Annotated in this window: 19 protein-coding genes; 15 read left to right on the top strand and 4 right to left on the bottom strand. The window is 53.1% G+C overall.

What is annotated here, in order from left to right; translation table 11 throughout:
* Nucleotides 1–225: 225 nt before the first annotated feature.
* The 4 genes from OGY71_RS03910 to OGY71_RS03925 all read left to right on the top strand — a co-directional run bounded on the left by OGY71_RS03910 (nucleotide 226) and on the right by OGY71_RS03925 (nucleotide 5,707).
* Entirely contained in the window at nucleotides 226–1,125 is a 900-nt protein-coding gene (locus OGY71_RS03910; RefSeq protein ID WP_016150624.1) for a LysO family transporter, read from the top strand.
* A 155-nt stretch (nucleotides 1,126–1,280) separates the two neighbouring features.
* Complete coding sequence (hcp, locus tag OGY71_RS03915) at nucleotides 1,281–2,933, top strand: hydroxylamine reductase (protein WP_008785224.1); 1,653 nt, start codon at nucleotides 1,281–1,283, stop codon at nucleotides 2,931–2,933.
* A 10-nt stretch (nucleotides 2,934–2,943) separates the two neighbouring features.
* The gene (gene hcr / locus OGY71_RS03920; RefSeq protein ID WP_003834299.1) at nucleotides 2,944–3,912 is read left to right on the top strand and encodes an NADH oxidoreductase; all 969 of its coding nucleotides are present in this window, start codon (nucleotides 2,944–2,946) and stop codon (nucleotides 3,910–3,912) included.
* A gap of 178 nt (nucleotides 3,913–4,090) precedes the next feature.
* Entirely contained in the window at nucleotides 4,091–5,707 is a 1,617-nt protein-coding gene (locus tag OGY71_RS03925) for an FAD-NAD(P)-binding protein (protein WP_286586987.1), read from the top strand.
* Between the two features lie 69 nt (nucleotides 5,708–5,776).
* Here the strand turns inward: OGY71_RS03925 and OGY71_RS03930 are convergent, their stop codons facing one another.
* Nucleotides 5,777–6,211 carry a DoxX family protein gene (locus OGY71_RS03930; RefSeq protein ID WP_003834302.1) on the bottom strand — a complete coding sequence of 145 codons (435 nt, stop codon included), beginning with the start codon at nucleotides 6,209–6,211 and terminating at the stop codon, nucleotides 5,777–5,779.
* Nucleotides 6,212–6,363: 152 nt separating this feature from the next.
* Here OGY71_RS03930 and poxB point away from each other — a divergent pair, with 152 nt between their 5' ends.
* From poxB to OGY71_RS03950, 4 genes are all read left to right on the top strand, one after another.
* A complete protein-coding gene (poxB, locus tag OGY71_RS03935) occupies nucleotides 6,364–8,082 on the top strand; it encodes a ubiquinone-dependent pyruvate dehydrogenase (protein ID WP_003834304.1) in 1,719 nt (572 codons plus the stop codon).
* 155 nt (nucleotides 8,083–8,237) lie between these two features.
* The gene (gene ltaE / locus OGY71_RS03940) at nucleotides 8,238–9,239 is read left to right on the top strand and encodes a low-specificity L-threonine aldolase (protein ID WP_286612894.1); all 1,002 of its coding nucleotides are present in this window, start codon (nucleotides 8,238–8,240) and stop codon (nucleotides 9,237–9,239) included.
* Nucleotides 9,240–9,249: 10 nt separating this feature from the next.
* Nucleotides 9,250–10,680: an SDR family oxidoreductase gene (locus tag OGY71_RS03945; RefSeq protein ID WP_126317705.1), complete on the top strand. Its 1,431-nt coding sequence runs from the start codon at nucleotides 9,250–9,252 to the stop codon at nucleotides 10,678–10,680.
* A 97-nt stretch (nucleotides 10,681–10,777) separates the two neighbouring features.
* Nucleotides 10,778–11,791, top strand: coding sequence for a 3-beta-hydroxysteroid dehydrogenase (locus OGY71_RS03950; RefSeq protein WP_003834312.1), 1,014 nt, complete (start codon nucleotides 10,778–10,780; stop codon nucleotides 11,789–11,791).
* A 100-nt stretch (nucleotides 11,792–11,891) separates the two neighbouring features.
* Here the strand turns inward: OGY71_RS03950 and OGY71_RS03955 are convergent, their stop codons facing one another.
* Both OGY71_RS03955 and OGY71_RS03960 read right to left on the bottom strand, forming a co-directional pair.
* On the bottom strand, nucleotides 11,892–12,722 hold the full coding sequence (locus tag OGY71_RS03955) for an N-acetylmuramoyl-L-alanine amidase (protein WP_148361761.1): 831 nt from the start codon (nucleotides 12,720–12,722) through the stop codon (nucleotides 11,892–11,894).
* Nucleotides 12,719–13,042 (bottom strand): heavy metal-binding domain-containing protein, encoded by a 324-nt coding sequence (locus tag OGY71_RS03960; RefSeq protein WP_001160725.1) that lies wholly within the window; start codon nucleotides 13,040–13,042, stop codon nucleotides 12,719–12,721. Before OGY71_RS03960 ends, OGY71_RS03955 begins: the two co-directional genes overlap by 4 nt.
* Nucleotides 13,043–13,168: 126 nt before the next feature.
* Here OGY71_RS03960 and OGY71_RS03965 point away from each other — a divergent pair, with 126 nt between their 5' ends.
* The 7 genes from OGY71_RS03965 (at nucleotide 13,169) to yegS (ending at nucleotide 18,799) form a co-directional block, all read left to right on the top strand.
* On the top strand, nucleotides 13,169–13,684 hold the full coding sequence (locus OGY71_RS03965) for a lipoprotein (RefSeq protein ID WP_003834409.1): 516 nt from the start codon (nucleotides 13,169–13,171) through the stop codon (nucleotides 13,682–13,684).
* Between the two features lie 225 nt (nucleotides 13,685–13,909).
* Complete coding sequence (gene artP / locus OGY71_RS03970) at nucleotides 13,910–14,638, top strand: arginine ABC transporter ATP-binding protein ArtP (protein ID WP_003027295.1); 729 nt, start codon at nucleotides 13,910–13,912, stop codon at nucleotides 14,636–14,638.
* 16 nt (nucleotides 14,639–14,654) lie between these two features.
* On the top strand, nucleotides 14,655–15,386 hold the full coding sequence (gene artI, locus OGY71_RS03975; RefSeq protein WP_003027298.1) for an arginine ABC transporter substrate-binding protein ArtI: 732 nt from the start codon (nucleotides 14,655–14,657) through the stop codon (nucleotides 15,384–15,386).
* 6 nt (nucleotides 15,387–15,392) lie between these two features.
* The gene (gene artQ / locus OGY71_RS03980) at nucleotides 15,393–16,109 is read left to right on the top strand and encodes an arginine ABC transporter permease ArtQ (protein ID WP_003027301.1); all 717 of its coding nucleotides are present in this window, start codon (nucleotides 15,393–15,395) and stop codon (nucleotides 16,107–16,109) included.
* Nucleotides 16,109–16,777 carry an arginine ABC transporter permease ArtM gene (artM, locus tag OGY71_RS03985; protein ID WP_003840185.1) on the top strand — a complete coding sequence of 223 codons (669 nt, stop codon included), beginning with the start codon at nucleotides 16,109–16,111 and terminating at the stop codon, nucleotides 16,775–16,777. Before artQ ends, artM begins: the two co-directional genes overlap by 1 nt.
* A gap of 261 nt (nucleotides 16,778–17,038) precedes the next feature.
* A complete protein-coding gene (artJ, locus tag OGY71_RS03990) occupies nucleotides 17,039–17,770 on the top strand; it encodes an arginine ABC transporter substrate-binding protein ArtJ (RefSeq protein ID WP_003027308.1) in 732 nt (243 codons plus the stop codon).
* A gap of 129 nt (nucleotides 17,771–17,899) precedes the next feature.
* Nucleotides 17,900–18,799 (top strand): lipid kinase YegS, encoded by a 900-nt coding sequence (yegS, locus tag OGY71_RS03995; RefSeq protein ID WP_003834418.1) that lies wholly within the window; start codon nucleotides 17,900–17,902, stop codon nucleotides 18,797–18,799.
* 20 nt (nucleotides 18,800–18,819) lie between these two features.
* On the opposite strand, the gene fbaB is transcribed toward yegS, so the two are convergent.
* Nucleotides 18,820–19,872: a class I fructose-bisphosphate aldolase gene (fbaB, locus tag OGY71_RS04000; RefSeq protein ID WP_003834421.1), complete on the bottom strand. Its 1,053-nt coding sequence runs from the start codon at nucleotides 19,870–19,872 to the stop codon at nucleotides 18,820–18,822.
* Nucleotides 19,873–19,922 lie beyond the last annotated feature (50 nt).

A 19,922-nucleotide genomic window follows, 5' to 3' on the forward strand; every position in this document is an offset into this window, starting at 1 on the left:
ACGCTATATTTCCTTTTATTTGCAACTTTACTCCCCTCTTTGCATTGAGTAGTGTGTATACCCGTTATACTTCAAGTTGCAGATGTGTTGACTGCGCTCGCTCCCCCCAGTCACGTACTTATGTACGCTCCCGGGGATTCACTCCCTTGCCGCCTTCCTGCAACTTGAATTATTTAGGTTATAGTGACGCATTTCGTCTTACTTCTCAGCAAGGATCTGATTTTCATGTTTTCAGGGCTGTTAATCATTCTGGTTCCCCTTATTGTGGGCTACCTTATTCCGCTCCGGCACAGGACTGCATTACAACTTATCAATCGCCTGTTAAGCTGGATCGTCTACCTTATTCTCTTTTTTATGGGTATTAGCCTGGCGTTTCTGGATAATCTCGCCAGCAACCTGTTAGCCATTCTTCATTATTCTGCGGTCAGCGTGACAGTCATTATACTGTGTAATATTGCGGCGCTGTTCTGGCTGGAACGTTCGCTGCCCTGGAGACACAACCACAAGCAAGAAAAGCTCCCTTCGCGAATTGCAATGGCGCTTGAGTCGCTTCAGCTTTGCGGCGTCGTCGTCATCGGTTTCCTGCTCGGCCTCACTGGGCTTCCCATTCTGCAGCATGCCACCGAAGCCAGCGAATATACGTTAATCTTTTTACTGTTCCTGGTGGGGATTCAACTACGCAACAGCGGCATGACCTTAAAGCAAATTGTGCTGAACCGTCGGGGGATGATCGTGGCCGTCGTCGTCGTCGCCAGTTCGATGCTGGCGGGGGTTATCAATGCCTTGATCCTCGGTCTACCGCTGAAAACCGCGCTGGCGATGGCATCAGGTTTTGGCTGGTATTCCCTATCCGGTATTCTGTTAACCGAATCATTCGGGCCCGTAATTGGTAGTGCCGCCTTCTTTAACGACCTGGCCCGTGAGCTAATCGCCATTATGTTGATTCCAGGAATGGTGGGCCGCAGCCGCTCTACCGCGCTGGGATTATGCGGCGCAACATCAATGGATTTCACCCTGCCCGTTTTACAACGCAGCGGCGGTCTGGAAATGGTCCCGGCAGCCATCGTCCACGGCTTTATTCTGAGTCTGTTAGTGCCTCTGCTGATGGCGTTTTTCTCCGCCTGACGCCGGGACAAATACCTCTCTGGCGGTAGTCAGCTACCGCCAAAATTGCGCTAAATCAATCTCCCTGCAAGTAGTAGCAGAAATCCCTTTTATCCCTTCGCGCTCAGGCATAACCTTAAACATGTATATTAAATATAACTTTAAAAGGTGTGACCATGTTTTGTGTGCAATGTGAACAAACCATCCGTACTCCGGCAGGAAACGGCTGCTCTTACGCGCAGGGTATGTGCGGTAAAACGGCTGAAACCTCCGATTTGCAGGATCTGCTGATTGCTTCCCTACAAGGTCTGTCTGCATGGGCTGTTAAAGCACGTGAATACGGCATCATCGACCATGAGGTTGATAACTTTGCGCCGCGTGCGTTCTTCTCCACGCTGACTAACGTTAACTTCGATTCCCCGCGTATTGTTGGCTATGCCCGTGAAGCTATCGCCATGCGCGACGCCCTGAAAGCGCAATGCCTGAACATCGACGCGAACGCAGCGGTCACCAACCCGATGGCCGATCTGCAACTGGTCAGCGACGATCTGGGTGACCTGCAACGTCAGGCCGCTGAATTTACCCCGAACAAAGACAAAGCAGCCATCGGCGAGAACATTCTCGGCCTGCGTCTGCTGTGTCTGTACGGCCTGAAAGGTGCGGCAGCTTACATGGAGCACGCACACGTTCTCGGTCAGTACGACAACGAAATCTACGCTCAGTACCACAAAATCATGGCATGGCTGGGTACCTGGCCTGCCGATATGAACGCTCTGCTGGAGTGTTCAATGGAAATCGGCCAGATGAACTTCAAAGTGATGAGCATTCTGGACGCCGGTGAAACCACCAAATACGGTCACCCAACCCCGACTCAGGTCAACGTAAAAGCGACCGAAGGTAAGTGCATCCTGATCTCCGGTCACGACCTGAAAGATCTGTACAACCTGCTGGAGCAGACCGAAGGTACTGGTGTTAACGTTTATACCCACGGTGAAATGCTGCCGGCACACGGCTACCCGGAACTGCGTAAGTTCAAGCACCTGATCGGTAACTACGGCAGCGGTTGGCAGAACCAGCAGGTAGAGTTTGCCCGCTTCCCAGGTCCGATCGTCATGACCTCTAACTGCATCATCGACCCGACCGTTGGCGCGTACGACGACCGTATCTGGACCCGTAGCATCGTCGGTTGGCCGGGTGTCAGCCACCTCGAAGGCGACAACTTCGGTCCGGTTATCGCTCAGGCACAGCAGATGGCTGGCTTCCCGTACAGCGAAATCCCGCACCTGATCACCGTAGGTTTCGGTCGTCAGACCCTGCTGGGCGCTGCTGATACCCTGATCGACCTGGTGAGCCGCGAAAAACTGCGTCACATCTTCCTGGTTGGCGGTTGTGACGGTGCACGTGGTGAACGTAACTACTTCACCGACTTCGCCACCAGCGTGCCGGATGACTGCCTGATCCTGACCCTTGCTTGCGGTAAATACCGCTTCAACAAACTGGAGTTCGGCGATATCGAAGGTCTGCCGCGTCTGGTGGATGCTGGTCAGTGTAACGATGCTTACTCTGCCATCATCCTGGCAGTAACCCTGGCTGAGAAACTGGGCTGTGGCGTGAACGATCTGCCGCTGTCTCTGGTGCTCTCCTGGTTCGAACAGAAAGCGATTGTTATTCTGCTGACCCTGCTGTCTCTGGGCGTGAAAAACATCGTCACTGGCCCGACTGCGCCTGGTTTCTTCACACCGGATCTGCTGGCAGTTCTAAACGAGAAATTTGGTCTGCGTTCCGTGACCACCGTTGAAGAAGACATGAAGCAACTGCTGAGCGCGTAAGGAGTAAAGAATGACAATGCCAACTCATCAGTGCCCATGGCGGATGCAGGTTCACCACATCCATCAGGAAACGCCGGATGTATGGACAATTTCGTTGCTGTGCCACGATTATTATCCTTACCGCGCCGGGCAGTATGCACTGGTCAGCGTACGTAATTCAGCGGATACGCTGCGTGCTTACACCATTTCTTCAACGCCGGGCGTTAGCGAGTACATCACGTTGACCATCCGCCGGATTGACGATGGCGCAGGTTCACAGTGGCTAACCCGCGACGTGAAGCGCGGCGACTATATCTGGCTGTCGGATGCAATGGGTGAGTTCACCTGTGAAGATAAAGCGGAAGACAAGTTCCTGATGCTGGCCGCCGGCTGTGGTGTCACGCCAATCATGTCAATGCGTCGCTGGTTGGCAAAGTACCGCCCACAAGCGGATGTACAGGTAATCTTTAACGTTCGCTCGCCGCAAGATGTCATTTTTGCCGACGAGTGGCGCGAATATCCGGTGACATTAGTTGCTGAAAACAATGCCACAGAAGGTTTTGTTTCCGGCCGACTGACGACTGAACTGCTGAAAAGCGTACCGGATCTGACCTCACGTACCGTGATGACCTGTGGCCCGGCACCGTATATGGATCTGGTCGAGAAAGAAGTCAAAGCGCTGGGCGTGACGCGCTTCTTTAAAGAGCAGTTCTTCACACCTGTTGCCGAAGCCGCCACCAGCGGTCTGAAGTTTACCAAGCTACAGCCGGCGAAAGAGTTCTACGCGCCGGTGGGCAGTACGCTGCTGGATGCGCTGGAAAGCAACAAGGTTCCGGTTGTCGCCGCATGCCGTGCAGGCGTTTGCGGCTGCTGCAAAACCAAAGTGGTTGACGGTAACTACACGGTCAGCAGCACCATGACGCTGACCGACGCAGAAATCGCTGAAGGTTATGTGCTGGCTTGTTCCTGTCATCCGCAGGGTGATTTAGTGCTGGCGTAATTGGCCGGTATCTGATGTGCAAAAGGCTGCCTGGCTGTACCGGGTGGCCTTTTTTATGCTGTCAGGCGTTGCAAAATTCTGATGTTTTCACTCTCCCCGCAAATTATCGACCACACTTACCCTGCGCAGATTAAACATAATCCCCGACTAGCACGTCGAACTTTCTACAAGGATCCCCATGAAAAAAGTGGCTATTGTCGGCGTCGGTCCCACCGGGATTTATACGTTTCATGCCCTGGTTGAGCGCGGTGAACCGCTGGAAATAGAGCTTTACGAGCAAGCTGAAGAGGCGGGCGTTGGCATGCCTTACAATAGCGACAACAACGCAGACCACATGCTGGCAAATATAGCCAGCATTGAGATCCCACCGATTTATATCAACTATCTGACGTGGCTACAAAATCAAAGTGATGACTATCTGGCCCAGTTTCAGATTGAACGCACCTCTTTGCATGAGCGGAAATTTTTACCCCGCGTGATCCTCGGCGGCTATTATCGCGATCGTTTCTTAGCCATTGTCGATAAAGCGCAACAAGCCGGCTTCACGATTCGCGTACATGAAGCAAGCAAAGTCACCGACCTGCAAGCGACCCCGAATGGGGTTTCTTTGTGGATCAACCACGCTTCACAGCCCGTTGAGGTGGATTTCGCCGCTATCGCCACTGGTCATCTGTGGCCTGAAACGGATGCTCAGGCACGCAAATTTTTCCCCAGTCCGTGGACCGGTCTGATGGACGCGCAGATTGGTGCTTGCCGGGTAGGGATTCTGGGCACCTCGTTAAGTGCTATCGACGCCGCGATGGCTGTGGCCAGTCAGCATGGCACCTTCACTACCAATACCGACCATTCACTGCAATTCACACCTAAATCCGACAGTCAAAACCTGAAACTGACCCTGATGTCGCGCAGCGGGGTACTGCCTGAAGCGGATTTTTACTGCCCCCTTCCGTATGAATCGCTGAATATCGCGACGCCAGAAGCGATTGAAGATGCCATTGCCCATGGCCAAAACGGATTACTGGACCGCATCTTTCAGCTTATGGCGCAACAACTGCAAGACGCAGCGCCAGGCTGGTGCCAACAGGTGGCGCTTGCGACGCTTAACGCCGACACGTTCCCCGAAGTCTATTTCGCCGACAGGCTCAGACATGACCCTTTTGACTGGGCGAGACGTAACCTGGTAGAAGTTGAGCGCAACAAGCAAAAACAACATACCGTCGCCTGGCGCTATACCTTGCTGCGCCTGCACGAGGTTATCGAGGAGATAGTCCCTCATCTTGATACCCGCGACGAAAAACGTTTCAGGTGCGGACTGGCGCGGGTATTTATTGATAACTATGCGGCAATCCCGTCAGAGTCAGTTCGCCGAATACTGGCGCTGCACGAAGCCGGGCTGATTGAGATCCTCGCGCTTGGCACAGATTATGAGCGTATGAATGAACAGGAAATGACGGTAATTTCCCACCACGGTCAGCGCAGCGAATTTGATGTGTTTATTGACGCCCGAGGACAACGGGCATTGCAGAGCAAAGATATCCCGTTCCCAACGCTACGCGATCAACTGCTGGCCTGTGGCGATGAGATCCCGGATGTCGGCGAAGATTACACGCTGCAAGCGCCGGAAAACGCCCGCAATCGCATCGCTTTTGGCGGGCTGCCGTGGTTGATGCACGATCGTCCGTTTATTCAGGGATTAGTGGTCAGCGCTGAAATAGGCACCGCGATGGCAAGGGCATTGACGCAGCGAGCGCTGAGACGTCGGCACAAACTATGGAACAGTGACGACATAGATTAGCGACAGATTGAACGACGAGGCGGAGCAATGCTACGCTTTCCCGCCTCGGTATAGTCTCTCAGATGGTAACTATCGCCAGGCAGAATTCCCGGCAACGGAGTAACGCCCCGCCCCCAAAAACGCCACGGCCAGCGCGCCGATGAAGAAATAAACCAGACTTTCAATCGCCCATGCACCGGTTTTATCCAGTGTCCAGGTTTCGCCCATCCCGACCATCAGCCATGCCACAACCATCGTAAACGCCAGCCCCAACGCCGCCGGACGCGTCAGGATGCCAAGAATAATCAGGCACGGTGCCACGACCTCTCCCAACAAAACGCCATACGCAATAAAGCCAGGGAAACCTTTCGCGATCAACATACCGCTGATGCCATCAATACCTGCAAAGAGTTTATGCAGCCCATGAAACAGCATCAGCCCACCGACGGCAAAGCGTAACAATAACTTGCCAAAATCTTCGTGAGTCAGCACTCGGTTAACTGAATTTAATAGTTTTATAACCATTTGAATTTATTCCTTGTTTCACCATGTCCAAAACAAACTACGCTTAATACAGGTTAAATGAAACCTGCCGGAAATAAGGGGGAAATGAGAAGCATAACTATTATCTTCATCTAAACTTGTAACCGGTATCACATTAGAGGAGAAGGAAAACCATGAAACAAACGGTTGCCGCTTTTATTGCTAAAACACTCGAACAGGCTGGCGTAAAACGCATTTGGGGTGTAACGGGTGACTCGCTAAATGGTCTGAGTGACAGTCTGAATCGTATGGGAACAATTGACTGGATGCCAACCCGTCATGAAGAGGTTGCAGCCTTCGCTGCGGGCGCTGAAGCGCAGTTGACGGGCGAACTGGCCGTCTGCGCAGGCTCGTGCGGGCCAGGCAACCTGCACCTGATCAACGGGCTGTTTGATTGTCACCGTAACCACGTCCCGGTGCTGGCAATCGCCGCGCATATTCCCTCCAGTGAAATAGGCAGCGGTTATTTTCAGGAGACCCACCCGCAAGAGTTGTTCCGCGAATGTAGCCACTATTGCGAGCTGGTTTCCAGCCCAGAACAGATCCCACAGGTGCTGGCAATTGCCATGCGTAAGGCGGTGCTCAACCGTGGCGTCTCCGTGGTGGTTTTACCCGGTGACGTGGCGCTAAAACCTGCGCCTGAAAGCGCCACCACGCACTGGTATCATGCGCCGCTCCCGATGGTGACTCCACAAGAAGAAGAGCTGAGAAAACTGGCGCAACTGCTGCGCTACTCCAGCAATATCGCCCTGATGTGCGGCAGCGGCTGTGCCGGTGCACATAAAGAACTGGTTGAATTTGCGGCTAAAATCAAAGCGCCGATTGTTCACGCCCTGCGTGGTAAAGAGCATGTTGAGTACGATAACCCCTATGACGTGGGAATGACCGGGCTGATTGGCTTTTCATCCGGCTTCCATACCATGATGAATGCCGACACACTTATCCTGCTTGGCACCCAGTTCCCCTATCGCCCGTTCTACCCCACCGATGCCAAAATTATTCAGATTGATATCAATCCGGCGAGCATTGGCGCGCACAGTAAAGTTGATATGGCGCTGGTTGGCGATATTAAATCCACTCTCCGTGCCCTACTGCCGCTGGTGGAGGAAAAAACCGAGCGGCAGTTCCTGGACAAAGCGCTGGAGCACTATCGCGAGGCGCGCAAAGGGCTGGATGATTTAGCCAAACCCAGCGATAAAGCCATTCACCCGCAGTATCTGGCGCAGCAGATCAGCCACTTTGCCGCTGACGATGCCATCTTTACCTGCGACGTTGGCACGCCAACGGTGTGGGCAGCACGCTATCTGAAAATGAACGGCAAACGTCGCCTGCTCGGATCGTTTAACCACGGGTCGATGGCGAATGCCATGCCGCAGGCACTCGGCGCACAAGCCACAGAACCAGGACGCCAGGTTGTGGCAATGTGCGGTGACGGCGGCTTTAGCATGCTGATGGGAGACTTTCTGTCGGTTGTCCAGATGAAGCTGCCGGTGAAGATTATTGTCTTCAACAACAGCGTGCTGGGATTTGTCGCAATGGAGATGAAAGCGGGCGGTTATCTGACCGACGGCACCGAACTGCACGACACCAACTTCGCGCGGATTGCCGAAGCCTGCGGCATTACAGGCATTCGCGTGGAAAAATCCTCAGAGGTTGATGAAGCGCTACAAAGGGCGATGTCGATTGACGGCCCGGTGCTGGTCGATGTAGTCGTGGCGAAAGAAGAGCTGGCGATCCCGCCGCAGATCAAACTCGAACAGGCCAAAGGTTTTAGCCTGTATATGCTGCGCGCAATCATCAGCGGACGCGGTGATGAAGTGATCGAACTGGCGAAAACGAACTGGCTCAGGTAAAACATCCTTATTAAATCACACACAAAATCATTCATGATGCATCTAGGCGGCTAGCCCGAAAATCCCCAGGAGCATAGGTATACTATGTGACTGGGGTTTAAGGGTGCGGCCAACGCCGAAGCAGCTTGAAGGATGAAGTGTAATAAGGAGACACCATGATTGATTTACGCAGTGATACCGTCACCCGGCCGAGTCGCGCCATGCTGGAAGAGATGATGGCAGCCCCGGTCGGGGATGACGTGTATGGAGACGACCCTACCGTTAACGCCCTCCAGCAATACGCCGCAGAGCTTTCTGGTAAAGAAGCCGCTATTTTCCTACCCACCGGCACTCAGGCAAACCTGGTGGCGCTGCTCAGCCATTGTCAGCGTGGCGAAGAGTACATTGCCGGTCAGGGCGCACATAACTATCTCTACGAAGCAGGTGGCGCAGCGGTGCTCGGTAGCATTCAACCGCAGCCTATCGACGCCGCACCGGATGGCTCCCTGCCGCTGGACAAAGTGGCTGCAAAAATCAAAGTGGACGATATCCATTTTGCCCGCACCCGCTTGCTCAGCCTGGAAAATACCCACAACGGCAAAGTGCTGCCGCGCGCGTATCTGAAAGACGCCTGGGAATTCACCCGCGAGCGTAATCTTGCCCTGCACGTCGACGGCGCACGTATTTTTAACGCCATCGTCGCCTACGGCTGTGAACTTAAAGATGTCACGCAATACTGTGATTCGTTCACCATTTGCCTCTCCAAAGGCCTCGGCACCCCCGTTGGTTCACTGCTGGTCGGCAGCCACGAGTACATCAAACGCGCTATTCGCTGGCGCAAAATGACCGGCGGCGGAATGCGTCAGGCCGGTATTCTGGCAGCAGCCGGACTGTATGCGCTGAAAAATAACGTGGTGCGTTTGCAGGAAGACCATGACAACGCCGCCTGGATGGCGGAGCAGCTGCGCGAAGCAGGGGCGGACGTCATGCGCCACGACACAAATATGCTGTTTGTTCGCGTTGGCGAAGAGCACGCTGCCGCGCTGGGCGAATATATGAAAGCGCAAGGCGTGCTGATTAACGCCTCCCCAATTGTGCGCCTGGTGATGCACCTGGACGTATCGCGTGAACAACTTGCTGAAGTCGTCGCCCACTGGCGCGCTTTTTTAACCCAATAAGGAGATGGGCGTGCCGCAACGGATTTTGGTTCTCGGCGCCAGTGGCTACATTGGTCAGCATTTGGTACAGGCGCTCAGTCAGCAAGGGCATCAGGTGTTGGCTGCGGCACGTCGCATTGAACGGCTGGAAAAGCAGCAACTGCCCAATGTCAGTTGCCACAAGGTCGATTTGAATTGGCCAGAAAACCTCACCCCGCTGCTGACGGGTGTTGATACGGTTTATTATCTGGTTCATGGTATGGGCGAAGGCGGTGATTTTATCGCCCACGAACGTCAGGTGGCGATGAACGTGCGCGATGCGCTGCGTAATACGCCAGTTAAACAGCTTATTTTCCTGAGCTCATTGCAGGCTCCCCGGCATGAACAATCCGATCATCTGCGTGCGCGACAGATAACCGCAGACACCCTGCGCGAGTCAGGCGTGCCAATGACGGAATTGCGCGCGGGCATTATCGTGGGAGCGGGTTCCGCTGCCTTTGAAGTCATGCGCGATATGGTTTACAACCTGCCGGTTCTCACCCCTCCACGCTGGGTACGCTCGCGTACCACACCTATCGCGCTGGAGAATTTAATGTACTACCTGGTGGCGTTGCTGGATCATCCCACACAGCATCACCGCGTCCTCGAAGCCGCCGGGCCGCAGGTGTTGAGCTATCAGGAACAGTTCGAGCATTTTATGGCGGTCAGCGGTAAACATCGCCTGCTCATCCCCATCCCCTTCCCTACCCGCTGGATTTCGGTCTGGTTTTTGAACGTCATTACGTCAGTGCCGCCGACCACGGCCAAAGCGCTGATCCAGGGCTTAAAACACGACCTGCTGGCCGATGACACCGAATTACGTGCGCTGATCCCACAAAAACTGATTGCCTTTGATGACGCGGTGCGCAGCACTTTGAAGGAAGAAGAGAAGCTGGTCAACTCCAGCGACTGGGGTTACGACGCACAGGCGTTTGCCCGCTGGCGTCCAGAATATGGCTATTTTGCTAAACAAGCTGGCTTTAGCGTTGAAACCTCCGCCAGCAAAAAGGCTCTGTGGCAGGTTGTGAATCGACTCGGCGGCAAAGAAGGCTATTTCTTTGGCAATATTCTATGGAAGACGCGCGCGGCGTTGGACCTGCTGGTCGGCCATAAGCTGGCAAAAGGTCGTCCCAAACACCCACTATTGCAAGTTGGCGATACCGTTGATAGCTGGAAAGTCATCATCGTTGAGCCGGAGAAACAGCTGACGCTGCTGTTTGGGATGAAAGCGCCGGGACTGGGTCGCCTGAGCTTCACACTGGAAGATAAAGGTGACCACCGACGCATTGATGTACGCGCGTGGTGGCATCCGCACGGTATGCCTGGCCTCTTCTACTGGCTGTTGATGATCCCCGCCCACCTGTTCATTTTCAGGGGGATGGCGAAGCGTATAGCCAAACTTGCAGAACAAATCACAGACTAATGATAAAAAGAGCCTGTATTCTTTCATGTTTCCCATTGCATACAGGCGTAATTCACGGAAGAATGCGCACGACGTTTTTTAAACACAGTGGATTGATATGAAGGTACTGGTTACCGGAGCCACCAGCGGCTTGGGCCGAAACGCGGTTGAGTTTTTATGCAGCAAAGGCGTCAGCGTCAGAGCCACCGGTCGCAACGAAGCGATGGGCAAGCTGCTGGAGAAAATGGGCGCAGAATTTGTGCATGCGGATTTGACCGAGCTGGTTTCTTCGCAGGCAAAAGTGATGCTTGCCGGCATTGACACGCTGTGGCACTGCTCCAGTTTCACCTCTCCATGGGGAACTCAGGAAGCTTTTGATCTGGCCAACGTTCGTGCTACCCGCCGTCTGGGCGAGTGGGCCGTAGCCTGGGGCGTACGTAACTTTATTCATATCTCCTCTCCGTCGCTGTATTTTGATTATCACCATCATCGCGATATCAAAGAAGACTTCCGTCCCCATCGCTTCGCCAATGAATTCGCCCGCAGCAAAGCGGCTGGAGAAGAGGTGATTGCGCTGCTCGCCCAGGCCAATCCGCAGACTCGCTTTACTGTCTTGCGCCCGCAAAGCTTGTTCGGACCTCACGATAAAGTCTTTATTCCCCGCCTCGCCCATATGATGTACCACTACGGCAGTATCCTGTTGCCGCACGGCGGGAGTGCGCTGGTGGATATGACCTATTACGAGAACGCAGTTCACGCGATGTGGCTGGCGAGTCAGGAAGCCTGCGATAAGCTGCCGTCGGGTCGTGCGTACAATATAACCAACGGTGAACATCGCACCCTGCGCAGTATTGTGCAGAAACTTATCGACGAGCTGAATATTGACTGCCGTATCCGCTCCGTGCCCTACCCGATGCTGGACATGATTGCCCGCAGCATGGAGCGCTTAGGCAATAAATCGGCGAAAGAGCCAAAGCTTACGCATTACGGCGTTTCGAAGCTAAATTTTGACTTTACGCTGGATACCAGCCGCGCTCAGGAAGAGTTAGGTTATCAGCCCGTTGTGACGCTGGATGAAGGGATTGAGCGTACCGCGGCCTGGCTGCGCGACCACGGTAAGCTGCCGCGTTAGGCTGATATCCATTGCAGGGTGGCGGCACAAGCGCCACAAATACCTGCCAAATTAACCGTAGGCCTGATAAGCGAAGCGCCATCAGGCATTGGTGTCTGCGTTAACCCTGCCCGTATTTCTCCAGTAACGCTTCGGCAATCGCCTGCGTTTCCGCGTCCGCCACGCCATTCCACAACGTCGGGCGGAAGTGCATCTGGAACGCCATAATCACCCGCTGCTGTTCACGCGGCGTCATCTCGGGTTTTACCTCATAGCCATAGCGTGACAGTAGATCAAGCAATGACGCGGTTTCTACCGGCGAATGGGGCGCTCGTCCAGCGAGATAAAATGCCACACGCTGAGCATCCGGCCATGCGCCAATGCCCTGAACGGCCAGTGCTTGCCACGGAAACAGCGGACCGGGATCGTCCTTACGCTGCGGCGCAATGTCTGCATGAGCCACCACGTTTTGCGGTTTTATGTCGTAGCGGGCGATGATATCTTTCGCCAATGGGACTAACGCCTGAATCTGCGCGGGCTCAAACGGCGCAAAATACTTGCTGCCCGCTGATTTTTGCCAGCCGCGGTTTTCCAGCTCAATGCCAATTGAGGTATCGTTAATACGCGTAGCGCCGCGCCAGAAGCTAATCCCCGCATGCCAGGCCAGATCTTTTTCCGGCACCAGTTGCCAGATACGCGGCTTACCATGGTAAAGCGGCGGCACTGCTGGGATCAAATAGTGCGAACTGACGTTTTTATCGGTCAGCGTAGCCAGAGAAGAGTCAAAATCATCGGCCGTGTAATGGATAACCAGCACTTTAATGCGCGGATAAGCAGCCTGTGCCTGTCGGCGGGTATCTAACTGATACCCGTCTTTGTCGACAATCCCTTTTTCGCCAGCACATCCCACCAGCAACAGCGTAAATGCCAGCAGACACAACAGACGTTTCATCGGCGAGTTTTCACCGCGGTACCGCTGACGCTCACCATCAGCATGCTACCGTCTTTGCCTACGGTTTCGTAATCGATATCGATACCGACCACCGCATCAGCACCCAGCGCTTTCGCCTGTTCGCCCAGCTCCTGAAAAGCAATTTCACGCGCTTTACGCAGCTCTTTTTCATACGCGCCGGAGCGACCACCGACAATATCGCGAATGCCGGCGAAGAAATCGCGGAAGATATTCGCGCCTAAAATGGCTTCACCGGTAACAACACCGCAGTATTCCACGATGCTCTGTCCTTCCAGCGTAGGGGTTGTTGAAAACTGCATGGTTAATCTCCTTTTTGCGCTAAGAGCACGATCTCAAAAGCATTATCGAACCGATCCACTATCATTGAAAGGATATATTCTATCAACGTAGAACACTAATCGTAGAAAGCTAATAAGGAAATCATTATGCGCTACTCGAAACTCTCTCTGCTGGTTCCCTGTGCACTTCTTCTCAGCGCCTGTACTACCGTGACGCCGGTCTATAAAGATAACGGCACACGTAGTGGTTCATGCATAGAAGGTGGGCCAGACAGCGTGGCTCAACAATTCTATGATTACCGTATTCAGCATCGAAACAATGACATTACCGCCCTTCGTCCGTACCTGAGCGACAATCTGGCTAAACTGCTGACCGACGCCAGCCGCGATAATGCACACCGCGACCTGTTTAACAGCGATCCGTTCTCCAGTCGCGCTACGTTACCAGACAGCGCCAGTGTCGCTAGCGCATCGACTATTCCGAATAGTGATGCACGCAACATTCCACTGCGCGTAGAGCTGAAACAGGGTGACCAAAGCTGGCGTGATGAAGTGCTGATGATCCGTGAAGGTCAGTGCTGGGTCGTTGATGATGTACGCTATCTGGGCGGCAGCGTACACGCGCCAGCCGGGACGTTGCGCCAGTCTGTCGAAAACCGCTAACCGCCCCATTCACACGCTTAAATCATAACCCCCATAAATTGTCTGGCATTCTGCATAGAATGCCGACAATTATTCTTACCCACTGGTGACCTCGCTATTTTGTGCTATGTTTAGAGAAGAATGCGGTTTGCATTTAACTTTTAACGCATAAATATTGCATAACTATTCTGTCAAAGGTAGTATCTGCGGCTTCAATAGCTATCAGACTGCCAGTATCGAGTGTCAATGAGTATTCAATTAAACGGCATTAACTGCTTCTACGGCGCACATCAGGCGCTGTTCGATATCACGCTGGATTGCCCTCAGGGTGAAACACTGGTGTTACTTGGCCCAAGTGGAGCCGGGAAAAGCTCGCTGCTGCGCGTACTCAACCTGCTTGAGATGCCGCGCTCGGGCACGCTCTCTATTGCGGGCAACCGTTTCGACTTCACGAAGACCCCGTCAGATAAAGCCATTCGGGATCTGCGTCAGAACGTGGGCATGGTCTTTCAGCAATATAATCTCTGGCCGCATCTCACGGTGGTGCAGAACCTGATTGAAGCGCCCTGCCGCGTACTGGGTCTGACAAAAGAGCAAGCGATGGCGCGCGCCGAGAAACTGCTGGAACGTCTGCGCCTCAAGCCTTACAGCGATCGTTACCCATTACATCTTTCCGGTGGCCAGCAACAGCGTGTAGCCATTGCCCGCGCGTTGATGATGGAACCGCAGGTGCTGCTGTTTGATGAACCGACCGCCGCGCTTGACCCGGAAATTACCGCCCAAATCGTCAGCATCATTCGCGAACTGGCGGAAACCAATATTACTCAGGTGATCGTCACCCACGAAGTGGAAGTTGCACGTAAAACGGCCAGTCGTGTGGTGTATATGGAAAACGGTCACATCGTCGAGTTTGGGGATGCGAGCTGCTTTGCCAACCCGCAAACCGAAGCGTTTAAAAACTATCTTTCTCACTAAGATTCGGGACAATACAATGAAAAAAGTTCTGATTGCCGCGCTAATCGCAGGTTTTAGTCTTTCCGCTACCGCAGCCCAAACCATTCGTTTCGCCACCGAAGCGTCTTATCCTCCGTTTGAATCTATCGATGCGAATAACAAGATCGTAGGTTTTGACGTTGATCTGGCAAACGCGCTGTGTAAAGAGATTGACGCTACTTGTACCTTCACCAATCAGGCCTTCGACAGCCTGATTCCGAGCCTGAAATTCCGTCGTTTTGACGCGGTGATGGCCGGTATGGACATCACGCCTGAGCGTGAAAAACAGGTGCTGTTCACCACCCCTTACTACGACAACTCTGCGCTGTTTGTGGGCCAGCAGGGTAAATACACCAGCATCGACCAGCTGAAAGGTAAAAAAGTCGGCGTTCAAAACGGTACCACGCACCAGAAATTCATCATGGATAAACATCCGGAAGTGACCACTGTGCCGTATGACAGCTACCAGAATGCCAAACTCGATCTGCAAAACGGTCGTATTGACGGCGTCTTTGGTGATACCGCAGTAGTAACCGAGTGGCTGAAAGACAATCCTAAGCTTGCCGCGGTTGGTGACAAAGTCACGGATAAAGATTACTTCGGTACAGGTCTGGGCATCGCGGTACGCCAGGGCAATACCGAGCTGCAGCAGAAATTTAACGCTGCGCTGGAAAAAGTGAAGAAAGATGGGACTTACGAGACCATCTACAACAAATGGTTCCAGAAGTAATATTTGATGAATGAATTTTTTCCTTTAGCAAGCGCCGCCGGGATGACCGTCGGCCTTGCCGTTTGTGCGCTGATCATTGGCCTTGCACTCGCCATGTTTTTTGCCGTCTGGGAGTCAGTAAAATGGCGCCCGGTGGCATGGGCGGGCTCGGCCCTGGTCACCATCCTGCGCGGTCTGCCAGAAATCCTGGTGGTTCTGTTTATCTATTTCGGTTCCTCACAATTGCTGCTGACGCTGGCCGATGGCTTTACGATCAATCTCGGGTTTGTACAAATCCCGGTTCAGATGCAGATCGAAAACTTCGACGTCAGCCCGTTCCTGTGCGGTGTCATTGCACTGTCATTATTGTACGCCGCTTACGCGTCGCAAACGCTGCGTGGCGCGCTGAAGGCCGTGCCACTCGGACAATGGGAATCAGGTCAGGCGTTGGGTTTGTCTAAAGCCGCGATCTTCTTTCGTCTGGTGATGCCGCAGATGTGGCGTCATGCCTTACCGGGACTGGGTAACCAGTGGCTGGTATTGCTGAAAGATACCGCGCTGGTCAGCCTTATCAGCGTGAACGATCTGATGTTGCAAACCAAGAGTATTGCCACCCGCACCCAGGAGCCGTTTACCTGGTACATTGTGGCGGCCGCTATTTACCTGGTGATTACGCTGGTGAGTCAGTACATTCTCAAACGCATTGACCTGCGCGCGACACGTTTTGAGCGGAGACCAGGCTGATGCTTGAGTATTTACCTGAATTGTTGAAAGGGCTGCATACCAGCCTGACGCTGACGGTCGCCTCCATCGTGGTTGCTCTGGTGCTGGCGCTAATCTTCACCGTCATCCTGACGCTGAAAACGCCGGTGCTGGTGTGGCTGGTACGCGCGTATATCACGCTGTTTACCGGTACACCGCTGCTGGTGCAAATCTTCCTGATCTACTACGGACCAGGGCAGTTTCCGGCATTGCAAGAATATCCGGTACTGTGGCATCTGCTCTCTGAACCCTGGTTATGCGCCTTAATTGCGCTGTCGTTAAACAGTGCGGCCTACACTACGCAACTGTTCTATGGCGCTATTCGTGCAATCCCGGAAGGCCAGTGGCAGTCCTGCGGAGCGTTAGGGATGAGCAAAAAGGATACGCTGGCGATTCTGTTGCCGTATGCCTTTAAACGCGCCCTCTCCTCGTATTCCAACGAAGTGGTGCTGGTATTTAAAAGTACCTCACTGGCTTACACCATCACGCTGATGGAAGTAATGGGTTATAGCCAACTGCTGTACGGTCGTACTTATGACGTTATGGTCTTCGGTGCCGCGGGTGTGATTTACCTGATCGTCAACGGCTTGCTGACGCTGATGATGCGCTTAATCGAACGTAAAGCGCTGGCGTTTGAACACCGGAATTAAGCATATGCCTGATGGCGCTACGCTTATCAGGCCTACGGTTCATGCACCTTTTGTAGGCCGGATAAGGTGCTAGCACCGCCATCCGGCAAATGTGCATAAGTAAAAAACATAAAGACGGACAACAACCTAAATTGTCCGTCTTTTTTCATACCAATAAAAATACTTAATCATTTTTATTGCATATAAATTCATTAAATGGCATTGTTACTCCACGCCGCAGACACGGTAATAATCATAAGATTGACAGACGGGAGTTCCACCATGAAAAAGTTAGTACTGGCCGCATTACTTGCTACTTTCGCCGCTGGCGCCTCAGCTGCTGATAAAATTAGTTTCGGTGTATCAGCCACATATCCGCCATTTGAATCACTGGACGCAAGCAATAAAATTGTCGGTTTTGACATCGACCTGGCAACGGCGCTGTGCAAACAAATGCAGGCAGAATGTACTTTCACCAATCACGCTTTCGACAGCCTGATCCCCGCGCTGAAATTCAAGAAATATGATGCGGTAATTTCCGGAATGGATATCACACCTGAGCGTAGCAAGCAGGTTGCATTTACTCAGCCTTACTATGCCAACTCCGCGCTGGTGATTGCGAAAAAAGACACCTATAAAACCTTTGCCGACCTGAAAGGTAAGCGCATCGGTATGGAAAACGGCACCACCCATCAGAAATACCTGCAGGATAAACATCCTGAGGTGAAAACCGTGGCCTACGACAGCTATCAGAATGCGATTATTGACCTGAAAAATGGCCGTATTGATGGTGTATTTGGTGATACTGCTGTGGTTAACGAATGGCTAAAAACCAACCCACAGTTAGGCGTAGCCACTGACAAAGTTACCGATCCGCAATACTTCGGTACTGGTCTTGGCATCGCGGTTCGCCCGGATAACAAAGCCCTGCTGGAAAAACTGAACAGCGCGCTGGCGGCAATCAAAGCTGACGGCACCTACCAGAAAATCAGCGATCAGTGGTTCCCGCAGTAACATCCCCAATCTGAAAAGCCGCGCTCTGCGGCTTTTTTTATCTCTTCGCCTGCGCTTTCAGTCAGTTCTTACGCCATAAATGCTTTCCTGGCATACACTTGTTAAAACGAAAAAAAGTGAGGCAAACGGATGATAGCGTTCCCTGCCAGTTTACTGATCCTCAATGGAAAAAGTGCTGATAATCTCCCCCTGCGTGATGCCATTGCGAAGCTTCGCGATGAAGGCGTGGAAATCCATGTTCGCGTGACCTGGGAAAAAGGCGATGCCCAACGCTACGTTGATGAAGCTCGTCAGCTAGGCGTTGAAACGGTAATAGCCGGCGGCGGCGACGGCACAATAAACGAAGTTTCGACGGCGCTTATCCAGTCGCAGGGCGGCAATATTCCGGCGCTGGGTATTTTACCGTTGGGAACGGCGAATGACTTTGCCACCAGCGTTGGTATACCCGACGACCTTGATAAGGCGTTAAAGCTGGCTATTGCCGCAAATGCGACTGAGATCGACATGGTACAGGTCAACGATAAAACCTGTTTTATCAACATGGCGACTGGCGGATTTGGCACGCGTATCACCACCGAAACGCCGGAAAAACTCAAGGCCGCACTGGGCGGTGTATCGTATTTTATTCACGGATTAATGCGCATGGATACGCTCAAGCCCGACATCTGTGACATTCGTGGGGAAGATTTTCACTGGCAGGGTAAGGCGCTGGTGATTGGTATCGGTAACGGTCGCCAGGCTGGTGGTGGGCAACAGCTTTGCCCAACGGCGCTAATCAACGACGGTCTGCTGCAACTGCGCATTTTTACCGGCGAGGAACTACTGCCAGGGCTGCTTTCGGCATTAACGCAATCCGAAGACAACCCTAATATTATTGACGGCGCATCGTCGTGGTTTGATATCCGCGCCCCGCACGAAATTACCTTTAATCTCGATGGCGAACCGCTCAGCGGACAAGAGTTTCATATTGAAATCTTGCCCGCTGCGCTACGTTGCAGACTCCCGCCGGGTTGTCCACTGTTGCGCTAACCCGACGACAATCCGAGGGATCAGGCAATAGTGACTTTGCTGTCCAGATAAACGTCCTGTACGGCGTTAATCAACTTAACGCCGTCGGCCATGGTTTTCTTGAACGCTTTACGCCCCAGAATCAGCCCCATGCCGCCCGCACGTTTGTTAATCACCGCTGTACGCACTGCATCGCTCAGGTCGGTGTCGCCGCCGGCCGCCCCGCCAGAGTTAATTAATCCGGCGCGCCCCATATAACAGTTCGCCAGTTGATAACGCACCAGGTCAATTGGATTCTCACTGGTCAACTTGGTGTAAACGCGATCGTCGGTGTAGCCAAAATTAACCGCTTTATACCCGCCGTTATTTTCCGCCATTTTTTGCTTAACGATATCCGCTCCGATAGTGGCAGCCAGATGGTTAGCCTGCCCGGTAAGATCGGCGGAAACATGGTAATCCACGCCATCTTTTTTAAACGCGGAGTTACGCAGATACGCCCACAGCACGGTAACCATACCCAACTCATGGGCGCGCTCAAACGCTGCTGAAATCTCTTCAATCTGGCGGCGAGATTCCTCAGAACCGAAATATATGGTTGCCCCTACCGCAACCGCACCCATATTGAACGCCTGCTCTACGCTGGCATACAGCGTCTGGTCAAAGGTATTCGGATAGCTGAGCGTTTCATTGTGGTTAATTTTAACGAGGAACGGGATGCGGTGCGCGTAGCGGCGGGAGACAGAAGCCAGCACACCGTAAGTCGATGCCACGCAGTTGCACCCTGCTTCGATAGCCAACTCCACAATATTCTTCGGATCAAAGTACAGCGGGTTAGCGGCAAACGAAGCCCCAGCAGAATGCTCTACCCCCTGATCCACCGGTAGGATCGACAGATACCCTGTCCCGGCAAGTCGCCCCGTGTTATACAGCGTCTGCATATTACGCAGAACGGCAGGCGGCCGATTGTTATCCACCATTACGCGATCGACGTAATCATGTCCAGGCAGGTAAAGTTGGTCAGAAGGAATGGTCATACAACGATGCTGTAAAAGGCTGTCGGCATCTTTGCCAAGCAACTGCGCAATATCAGTCATAGCTATGCTCCCGTAAGTTCCGGTTTAAAACCGGAATATGGATTGTCCTG

This window comes from Citrobacter sp. Cpo109 (genome assembly GCF_030332565.1).
Taxonomy (GTDB): Bacteria; Pseudomonadota; Gammaproteobacteria; order Enterobacterales; family Enterobacteriaceae; genus Citrobacter; species Citrobacter portucalensis.

Excerpts from the sequence above, each read along its gene's own strand:
- OGY71_RS03910 (WP_016150624.1), top strand. The coding sequence starts at position 226 with ATGTTTTCAGGGCTGTTAATCATTCTGGTTCCCCTTATTGTGGGCTAC.
- hcp (WP_008785224.1), top strand. The coding sequence starts at position 1,281 with ATGTTTTGTGTGCAATGTGAACAAACCATCCGTACTCCGGCAGGAAAC.
- hcr (WP_003834299.1), top strand. The coding sequence starts at position 2,944 with ATGACAATGCCAACTCATCAGTGCCCATGGCGGATGCAGGTTCACCAC.
- OGY71_RS03925 (WP_286586987.1), top strand. The coding sequence starts at position 4,091 with ATGAAAAAAGTGGCTATTGTCGGCGTCGGTCCCACCGGGATTTATACG.
- OGY71_RS03930 (WP_003834302.1), bottom strand. The coding sequence starts at position 6,211 with ATGGTTATAAAACTATTAAATTCAGTTAACCGAGTGCTGACTCACGAA.
- poxB (WP_003834304.1), top strand. The coding sequence starts at position 6,364 with ATGAAACAAACGGTTGCCGCTTTTATTGCTAAAACACTCGAACAGGCT.
- ltaE (WP_286612894.1), top strand. The coding sequence starts at position 8,238 with ATGATTGATTTACGCAGTGATACCGTCACCCGGCCGAGTCGCGCCATG.
- OGY71_RS03950 (WP_003834312.1), top strand. The coding sequence starts at position 10,778 with ATGAAGGTACTGGTTACCGGAGCCACCAGCGGCTTGGGCCGAAACGCG.
- OGY71_RS03955 (WP_148361761.1), bottom strand. The coding sequence starts at position 12,722 with ATGAAACGTCTGTTGTGTCTGCTGGCATTTACGCTGTTGCTGGTGGGA.
- OGY71_RS03960 (WP_001160725.1), bottom strand. The coding sequence starts at position 13,042 with ATGCAGTTTTCAACAACCCCTACGCTGGAAGGACAGAGCATCGTGGAA.
- OGY71_RS03965 (WP_003834409.1), top strand. The coding sequence starts at position 13,169 with ATGCGCTACTCGAAACTCTCTCTGCTGGTTCCCTGTGCACTTCTTCTC.
- artP (WP_003027295.1), top strand. The coding sequence starts at position 13,910 with ATGAGTATTCAATTAAACGGCATTAACTGCTTCTACGGCGCACATCAG.
- artI (WP_003027298.1), top strand. The coding sequence starts at position 14,655 with ATGAAAAAAGTTCTGATTGCCGCGCTAATCGCAGGTTTTAGTCTTTCC.
- artQ (WP_003027301.1), top strand. The coding sequence starts at position 15,393 with ATGAATGAATTTTTTCCTTTAGCAAGCGCCGCCGGGATGACCGTCGGC.
- artM (WP_003840185.1), top strand. The coding sequence starts at position 16,109 with ATGCTTGAGTATTTACCTGAATTGTTGAAAGGGCTGCATACCAGCCTG.
- artJ (WP_003027308.1), top strand. The coding sequence starts at position 17,039 with ATGAAAAAGTTAGTACTGGCCGCATTACTTGCTACTTTCGCCGCTGGC.
- yegS (WP_003834418.1), top strand. The coding sequence starts at position 17,900 with ATGATAGCGTTCCCTGCCAGTTTACTGATCCTCAATGGAAAAAGTGCT.
- fbaB (WP_003834421.1), bottom strand. The coding sequence starts at position 19,872 with ATGACTGATATTGCGCAGTTGCTTGGCAAAGATGCCGACAGCCTTTTA.